Source organism: Grimontia indica, from assembly GCF_000333895.2.
Lineage (GTDB): Bacteria > Pseudomonadota > Gammaproteobacteria > Enterobacterales > Vibrionaceae > Enterovibrio > Enterovibrio indicus.
The window spans coordinates 1-8,480 of sequence record NZ_ANFM02000079.1; the positions used below are offsets into that span (position 1 = coordinate 1).

Annotated in this window: 6 protein-coding genes and 1 pseudogene; 2 read left to right on the forward strand and 5 right to left on the reverse strand. The window is 47.8% G+C overall.

The annotated features are described in order from the left end of the window. The 4 genes from D515_RS24690 to D515_RS24705 all read right to left on the reverse strand — a co-directional run. Nucleotides 1-1,562 (reverse strand): Ig-like domain-containing protein (locus D515_RS24690; RefSeq protein ID WP_039850688.1); only part of this gene is annotated, 1,562 nt, incomplete at its 3' end. Nucleotides 1,563-1,835: 273 nt separating this feature from the next. Further along, nucleotides 1,836-2,207, reverse strand: coding sequence for a hypothetical protein (locus tag D515_RS25080; RefSeq protein ID WP_002542779.1), 372 nt, complete (start codon nucleotides 2,205-2,207; stop codon nucleotides 1,836-1,838). A 252-nt stretch (nucleotides 2,208-2,459) separates the two neighbouring features. Then, on the reverse strand, nucleotides 2,460-2,831 hold the full coding sequence (locus tag D515_RS24700; RefSeq protein ID WP_002542780.1) for a hypothetical protein: 372 nt from the start codon (nucleotides 2,829-2,831) through the stop codon (nucleotides 2,460-2,462). 13 nt (nucleotides 2,832-2,844) lie between these two features. Further along, entirely contained in the window at nucleotides 2,845-5,034 is a 2,190-nt protein-coding gene (locus tag D515_RS24705; protein ID WP_002542781.1) for a lipoxygenase family protein, read from the reverse strand. Nucleotides 5,035-5,392: 358 nt separating this feature from the next. Here D515_RS24705 and D515_RS24710 point away from each other — a divergent pair, with 358 nt between their 5' ends. Next, on the forward strand, nucleotides 5,393-5,728 hold the full coding sequence (locus D515_RS24710; protein ID WP_002542783.1) for a TraR/DksA family transcriptional regulator: 336 nt from the start codon (nucleotides 5,393-5,395) through the stop codon (nucleotides 5,726-5,728). Here the strand turns inward: D515_RS24710 and D515_RS24715 are convergent, their stop codons facing one another. Further along, nucleotides 5,729-6,607 carry an urea carboxylase-associated family protein gene (locus tag D515_RS24715; RefSeq protein ID WP_002542784.1) on the reverse strand — a complete coding sequence of 293 codons (879 nt, stop codon included), beginning with the start codon at nucleotides 6,605-6,607 and terminating at the stop codon, nucleotides 5,729-5,731. Nucleotides 6,608-7,515: 908 nt separating this feature from the next. On the opposite strand from D515_RS24715, the pseudogene D515_RS24720 reads away from it, so the two are divergent. Then, nucleotides 7,516-8,480, forward strand: a pseudogene (locus tag D515_RS24720) (hypothetical protein); the annotation flags it as partial.

An 8,480-nucleotide genomic window follows, 5' to 3' on the forward strand; every position in this document is an offset into this window, starting at 1 on the left:
CCGTTTTCACCGGTGCCTTGACCCGGTGCTGTGGTGTCGACGGTGACGGTAATGGTTTCGCTCGGCGAAGAGGTGTTACCGGCACTGTCAGTGACCGTGGTGGTGATGGTGTAATCGCCTTCATCCGGGAGGGTACCGCCAGCGCCGCCTAAATCTTCTGGAGACACCACGACAGAGACAGTACTGCCGTCAGTCCAGCCATCAGGGACGGTGGTGGTGACCTCCGAGGTAGAGCCGTCAGGTTGGGTGACAGTGACGGTCACGGTATCGCCCGGCTCAGTGCCGGTTGGTGGGGTGACCAAAATTTCTACACCGTCGGTGAGCTCCTCTTCACCGATACCGCCAGAGGCTTCAGGTACCTCTACCAGAGGCAGTTCATCGGTACCGTTTTCACCGGTGCCTTCGCCTGGTGCTGTGGTGTCGACGGTGACGGTAATGGTTTCGCTCGGGGAAGAGGTGTTACCGGCACTGTCAGTGACTGTGGTGGTGATGGTGTAATCGCCTTCATCCGGGAGGGTACCGCCAGCGCCGCCTAAATCTTCCGGAGACACCACGACAGAGACCGCACTGCCGTCAGTCCAGCCATCAGGGACGGTGGTGGTGACCTCCGAGGTAGAGCCGTCAGGTTGGGTGACAGTGACGGTCACGGTATCGCCCGGCTCAGTGCCGGTTGGTGGCGTGACCAAAATTTCCACACCGTCGGTGAGTTCCTCTTCACCGATACCGCCAGAGGCTTCAGGTATCTCAACCAAAGGAGATTCATTGGTCCCATTTGGACCTGTTCCCTCACCAGGCGCGAGTGTATCGATCTGACCGTTGGCGGTTGTCGAGATAGCATTTCCCTGGGAGTCAGTGACGGTTGCTGTAATTGAAAAAGGTCCGTCCGGCAGCGGGTTGGTGATTTCAATACTGAAGGAACCATCCTCTTCTACCGTTGCAGTTAATGTTTGGACATTCCCAATCGAGTCAGTGATCGTTAACTGAACGACAGAACCAGGCAGTATGTTTGTACTACCTGAAATAGTGGGTGTGTTGTCGTTGGTAAGGGTATCGACGCTGAGGCTGATTGTTGGTGTTGTGAGAAATGATTCTGAATTCTGTTCTCTCGTGCTAAGGCTGGAGAGAGGCTCAACATAGGATTCTGTGTCATAACCCGCAGTCGCGATGGTTTCGCTTGCCGATCGAGACAAAACAAAAAATCCATTTGAACCAGAGCTTAATAGTGCAGTACCCGCAGCAGTTGCGTCGTCTTCATTTAGGGTAGGGTCTTGTCCGAGCTTGATCGCATCAATGATCTCCCGGATCTTTTCTTTTTCCCCATCATCAAAGCTCCGGTTATTCAGTAAATCCGTAAGGCTGTCAACTTCGCCACCCACATAGGCAAATACGGTTCCGTCATCACCCTGAAACTCAATCAGTGTGTCTTCTGCGATTGCGATTGTGTCGCCGGAATGAAGTTGCGTGCCTAGTTTAAGAGCTTGTTTTTCACCTGCATGAACGAATGAGGCTAACCCACTGACAAAAAGAACTTCCGCGTTGTTCGGTACTTTAACGTGCCCCATAGATCCAGACCCAAATAATAAAGAAATTATCCAATCATTTGTGTTACACAAATTTCACAAATGAGTATTTTGTTAAAAGTAGTAGATGTGGCTCGATATTGCATATTTAAGGGGGCGAAATACGGTAAAAAAATGAGTCACTGAAAAAAGCGGCTGACAAGCTTGTTGGGTGGGGGGAATAGGGTGGTTTTTGCCTCAGGTTAAAAGCCTAAGGCACTACTATGTCTGACGGCAGAGAATGGCAAGGGAAATAAGGCGTTTTCAGGAGATATTTTACACGTGGATATAGCGAATGAAATGGTCCATGACTGCCATTTGCTGTTCAATGCCTTTCAGCGCGTTATAGATGTCTGCTTCAGAATCACAGTACTGGACAACATGCTTTGCAAAGGCGGCGATTTGCCCGTCTTTGACTTTCTTCGAATGAACAAGATTGCGTCTGATGACCACGAAAAGATCTTGTTCTTGTTGATTAAGGCCTAATTGTTTCGCTTTAGCACGAATAGCGTCTTCATTAACAGGCTCGCCATGGCGCATAGATTGTAGTGAGTATCCTGGCTGTGTGGTTTGAGGGCTTTTCCCTTTGGCGATGACAGCACAGGTTTTGCTGATGATCATGCCTTTGCGCACCTGATCCGCTTGCATTAAATTTGTATGGCTGCTTATTTCCAATGTCTTTATCCCCTCTAAAGATGCCAACTGACGTTACGAAGGCTTCAGTTCTTATTCTCAAATGTTATAAAACGGAGAGGGTGTCGGCTTGTCATTCGACGCCAGATCGCTATCCGACAGAGCGCGCAGGGATAAATGTATTAATTGGGTTTGAGAGCTGATTAAAAAAGGCCAGGTTGTCGCTACCACAACCTGGCAAAGGCACTCGTTTAGTTGCGTAGTCGCTTAGGTATGGATATATCGAATGAAATGCTCCATCAGATGAAACTCATTCTGCAAACCGGAAAAGACCTGTTTGAAATCCGTACCTTCTGGGCTTGCTGCCACGATGCGTCGTGAAAAGTCGCCAATTTGCTCATCGGTAACGTTTTTGGATCGCATCAGGTTCTTCTTAATCACGGCGAAGACGTCTTGCTCTGGCGTGGTCAGCGCCAGTTCTTCGCCCGCCGCTTTAATCTCTTTGTCATCCACTTTTGGCGCGGTAAGTACTTTCTGTGGTTGGTTCCACAAATTCACTTGCGACAAAGCTACGCAAGCACCGCCAGCAATGATCATCTTGCGCATTGAATCCCGTCGGGATGGGTCAAACTTATCCATGATAAGACTCCTGTTAATTCCAAGGGCTGACAGTAATGGTGGATGGCATTCTCAAGTCGTATGCCCAACGACGGCGCGAGTTCTTCTCGCGGATTTCATCATCCAGTGCTTGCAGTTGTTGCTGGAATACATCAAGCAGCGGATAAACATTTGGGTCGTGCTTGAATTGTCCTTTGGGATATTTGCCGAGAGAGCGATGCCAATCCTCAGGTAAGTCGGTAAAGATACGCGAGAACATAAACAAGCCCGCTCCAACATTCATTGGAGGGCAGATATTCAGCCAATCACGCTCCGTATAACCGAAGTGTGGGTCGATTGGATGGTCACGGTAAACCCCCAAGGCACTCAGCTTCATAAAGGAAACCATGCTGCCAAATGCGTGGTTGACTGACATCCAGTAAATAATGCGGGACACGATATCAATCAACTCATCCAGAGTATCGGCATGATCCGGGAAGCCTCTTACATTGCCATAATGTGTTGTTTCATAGAGGAAGCCCTGAAGTTCCGTATCGTCTTTGACGTCTTGGTCAGAGTGGTAGTAAAGGCGAAGATATCCATCGACCCATTCATTGATGATAGGAGCCAGTCCGTTGTCGTCGTGCTGCGGGTATTCATCAAGCTGTGCAAGGACTGGGTCGGCCATGCGATCAATCGGTGTGCTGTGCTCGAAGAAATGGTAGTGATTTTTTCTTCGTAGCGTGGCGTTCACAAAGGTTGTGCTGCTGAAACCAGACAATCTCTGAATTGCGCCGGTTAGCAGGCCATTGTATGGGTTGCCATAGGTATACTCATACCCTTCACCATTTGGCAGTCCGCTGGTGCCAACTTCTTCGAATATGCCGATATGGTTATTGGTGACCAAGGCCATCAAGTGGGTATCCAGTAATGGCCGCAATGGATGGTACTCCGTGATGTTACGGAAATACGCCACAGGAATCGGACCAAGGTAAACATGGGTGGAGAGGTGATCGATAACTCCTGCCATTGATGTCATAGTCGTGATGCAGTTCTTGGCCATTTGCCAAGCCCAGTAGTTATCTCCCGCTGTGATGATTTTTGAAGTCGGATGCTTCTGGTCGCCATACCCGAACATACCCAGGAAGAACCATCCAATATCATTCCAAAAACCGCCAGGTTGTGGGGTTTGTGTTGGCTGAATAGCAATGGTTTTCAACCCAGTACCATTCGCAGGAATGGCAAACAGACAGATACCTGCGTGTAGGCGGGCACCGAAGTTATCGAAATTGCGTTTGGCGACAGTTTCCTCATGGAAGTCGGCAAAATCGAGGATAAAGAGGCGACCTTCTGCCATGGCCTGATCGAGATTATCAGATTCAAACCCCTGAACACGTCTGAAGTGGCTATTTGTAATGGGGAACTTGCTCATGTGATGGGTATAAGGCTTGAAGTAATTAAATACTGGTGTCGGTGCGGCAGTAACCAACCAGCCAATCAAGTCATCGGAACGGAAATCTTTATCATATGGCGCTTTCGGCCACTGCTTGATGCGTTCTTCATATTTTGGATGGTCGGTACAAAAAGTGGGGTAGAAGTCGAGCTCATCGACGGTATTACACTTCCTGTGCGGGAAGGTAAGCAGGATGGGATCCATGATTTCGAAGGTGATACGCTCTGGTCTGCCATCAGCCAATTCACTATATACGACGGTCAGAAGGTTAATAAACTTCGCGGCAATATCCGGTGACAGTACGATGGTCCAAAAGTGCTTCTCTAGGTAGGCTACCGTCCCTTCAAAAAGCCGCACCCCAGCGAAGTTCGGGTCGGCATCATTCACATCGAAGTTGTATTCCTGCTCGTCTAGGCCTCCCCGGTAACGCCATTCATTCGCGTTTGCGACGTCTTCACATTGAACATTTCCGTGAACGACAGCGCCGGGAAGTTTGAGGTATTCAAATGTGTTTTCTTTTCGTGCTTTGGATAAGGCGTAAGCCCGTTGCGCAGAAGTAGTGAAGTCGTATTGAGGCAATGAGACTGGCGGATAGGGAGAAGCGGCTTCTTCGTTGCCGCCTAATCCTCCGGGAGGCAAAGCATTCAATATATCGGCTAGAACGCCAGTCCCTTTGTGGCACTGCGCGGCACCGAATAGGGAGCGCGTCTGTACATCACTTGAGGCTGCTGTAGCATTGGGATCCGGAACATTCAGTAGAGACTGAAGTTCTTCGATTTTGTTATCGCTCATTGTTTACCCCTTTATTTCTTGTAGGTGGTTCAACATAGGGACACGTCCAATCCCTTTCTGATTGAGAGAAAAATGCGATAGTCCGATGCAATCCTTCATCTTGTGGCTCTAGATGGAGGGTGCGGGCATGTTGTTGGAACAATGAAACTGTATCAGTGAGAAGGGTAAAGACGGTTATCCCTGCACGTAGAAGAGTTGTCTTTAAAAACACTAACACGACGCGAATGGATAACTTTCCGGTCAGAAGCCACGAGTTTGCCTATGGCTTTCGACAAAACCTCAGTTTTTGTCTTAATCCTCGAATCTCTGGTAGTGTGGTTAAAAGTTGAACGGTTGAATTCTGCTTCAAGGACGCGGTATGACAGAACATCAAGCAAGGCTGCAAAACCTGAAAGCTCACATTCTGGAAGAACTAGATTTGTTGAAAGGCCAAGCGGATCCTGTTGCTCTGGACCAACCTTGCATCGGTCGAGTTGCGCGAATCGATGCGATTCAACAAAACGAAATGACCAAATCCAATCTTAGGTATTTTCAAAGCCAGTTAAATGAAGTGAATGCCGCACTTCAGCGTTTGGAAGATGAAGAGTACGGCTTTTGCGAAGAGTGTGGTGTGGATATCCCCGACGCCCGTTTAGCCATTAAACCGGAAGTCAGATACTGTGTTGGCTGCCAGGAAGGGCAAGAAGCGCGCTAGCTAATCAGGGCGATATTCACTGGGTTGGAATGGTGTCCAATCCTTCAAACTTTTAGCCGGCGCGGTGAATACCTCTACAGTCAGCGGGTGGCATTCCGCCTCGTCACTAGAGTGAGTCGCACCGCAATCTCCACCTGGACAGACTGATAATGCCCCAAGCAAATCTGTTTCTGCAAAGAACTCAATATAATCCCCCTTTCTGGCTGGGCTCGCCTTCATAAAATACTGATGTGTATCTTTCGTAAAGCCTGTGCACATGAACACATTCAGCACATCATGAACATGTGGTTCTGCTTCTCTCTGACTAACACCGAGCTTGTCTGCAAGTGCTTTGGTGAGATTTGAATGGCAGCAGTGATGGTAATTTTCGCCATGAAGATTGTGATGAGTGTATGGATCGCATCGTGTGCCAATCACGTCATGTACACCAGCACCGTCATCATCCCAGCCATACCATTGCAGTGAATCATCGGTGATTGTAGCTATTGGGCGCAGATAAGGCATATTGCTCCAAAGCCTGTCACCTGTGGTTAGGTGAGTTGCATGTAACTGACGTGTTTTTCCGCTGAAAAAGCGCTCACTCAAATTGTCGCGCTGCCAAAGGTTTAAATCACCAACTTGAGAGCCGTGTAAACAGGAAATGCGAAAGAAGCTGCCAGCGGGAACAGTAAAGCATCGCGCTTGCCGAGGCGGTATGTCAAACAACAGTGTTCTGACAGATACTGATCTGACTGATTTATAGAAAGTTATGTCAAAAAAAGGAAGAGAATCCGTTTGGTAACATATAACGGGAGGTGAGGCTCTTAACTGTGCAGCATTATCAGGAGTATTGATTAGATTACCGTTGGCACTGCAAAGAGTCGACTTGGGGTCATGCATTTTATTACTCCTGACAAACAGTCAACATCAATCTGTAGGGATCAGTATAGAGTCATAAGGTAATACAAGAAAAAGTTAATAAAATCGAATATTAACCTATTTCCATAATTTTAATATGGAAATAATAGTAACATAAATTATATTCGGGATGCCTTAATTTTGATACCTTTTACTTTTAGTCTTTATCTTACGGTTTTCTGCACTTCTTATATAAATCCCATTAAATCAGCATCGATTGTTTGACTAGTTTAACTGTCAGCTGTGGCTAGTTTTAAATGCTGGTCACGATTATATTTTGATGAATTTTATGATCTTCAAACTTTGTATTTATCAGTTTTATTTTTTAACTTATATAGGGATTGCTAATTTAAAAACTAGTCCTAATGTAATTTAGGTAGATACCTATTTTAATTTGTTATGTGAGTCTTTTGGAAGATCAATAAAATCATAAGGTGATGAAAGTACGCACCAAAAACAGTAAGCGCTTAGATGCATCTAAAATGCATTAATGTGATATTGATCCGCATAACAACACAAAAGTTAGTGTTTTTAGTACCAGAAAAGAACTAGATAAGCATGAGTTTAGAGTTAGTTAAAATCTAATGGATAACATTATTAAAAAATGAAAAATTAAATGATTTGATAGAAAAACATCACTTCCATTTAAGTTTGCATATTCACTCTTACTTATATATTCAATGTATCTGGTGTGTTGTGTTTATTTTTCCCTGTCCGATATTTTTCATTAATAGCGCCTGCTAGGACGGGAAATTCTTTTTAAGGGTTAAAGGCTGTTGACCATGGAAGTCATATGAATCTGTTTGTTGAACTGCCTTAATTTGTACCAAATCCTCTCACACATAGTTGTCCAATTCGGTGCTTAGAATAATTTGCTGGGAGCAAATGACATGCGTGAATTCAAGCTCAGAACCAAATTAGCAATATTAATTTCGGTTCTGCTGGTAGTTGGCTGTGACTCAGGCGATAACGCCTTTGGTGCAAATAACCCTGATAGTGAAATTACTGATCCCGGCACAGAGACTGGCTCAACTGATGGTGGTTCGACAGACAGCGGTATAACCGACAGCGGTTCGACAGATGGAAAAACAGATGGCTCGGGGGACGATGGTTCAACCGATGGCGTAAATCCACCAAATGGTGGCCCCGGCGTTACGACAGACGGCTCAACGACAGGTACCACTGACGGCACTACCACGGGTACGACCGACGGTTCGACTACGGGCGGTACTGACGGCAGCACTACAGGTACGACCGACGGTTCAACCACCGGCGGCACAGACGGCTCAACCACAGGTACGACGGACGGTTCGACTACCGGCGGTACTGATGGCACCACCACAGGTACGACAGACGGTTCAACTTCGGGCGGTACCGACGGCTCAACGACGGGTACGACGGACGGTTCAACTACGGGCACCACTGATGGTTCAACCACCGGTGGCACTGACGGATCGACCACAGGTACCACTGACGGTTCAACCACCGGCGGCACGGATGGCACCACCACGGGCACCACCGATGGTTCGACCACCGGTGGTACTGACGGCTCGACTACAGGTACCACGGACGGTTCGACCACGGGCGGTACTGATGGCAGCACCACGGGTACGACCGACGGTTCAACGACTGGCGGTACTGACGGCTCGACTACAGGTACGACGGACGGTTCGACCACCGGCGGTACTGACGGCAGCACCACAGGTACGACCGACGGTTCAACCACAGGCACCACCGACGGCTCGACTACAGGTACCACTGACGGCTCAACGACGGGTACCACGGACGGATCGACTACGGGCGGTACTGACGGCACTACCACAGGTACTACAGACGGTTCGACTACGGGCGGCAC

Bases quoted from the DNA above. Each gene is read 5' to 3' on its own strand.
- D515_RS25080 (WP_002542779.1), bottom strand. From the start codon at position 2,207: ATGCAAGCGGATCAGGTGCGCAAAGGCATGATCATCAGCAAAACCTGT.
- D515_RS24700 (WP_002542780.1), bottom strand. From the start codon at position 2,831: ATGGATAAGTTTGACCCATCCCGACGGGATTCAATGCGCAAGATGATC.
- D515_RS24705 (WP_002542781.1), bottom strand. From the start codon at position 5,034: ATGAGCGATAACAAAATCGAAGAACTTCAGTCTCTACTGAATGTTCCG.
- D515_RS24710 (WP_002542783.1), top strand. From the start codon at position 5,393: ATGACAGAACATCAAGCAAGGCTGCAAAACCTGAAAGCTCACATTCTG.
- D515_RS24715 (WP_002542784.1), bottom strand. From the start codon at position 6,607: ATGCATGACCCCAAGTCGACTCTTTGCAGTGCCAACGGTAATCTAATC.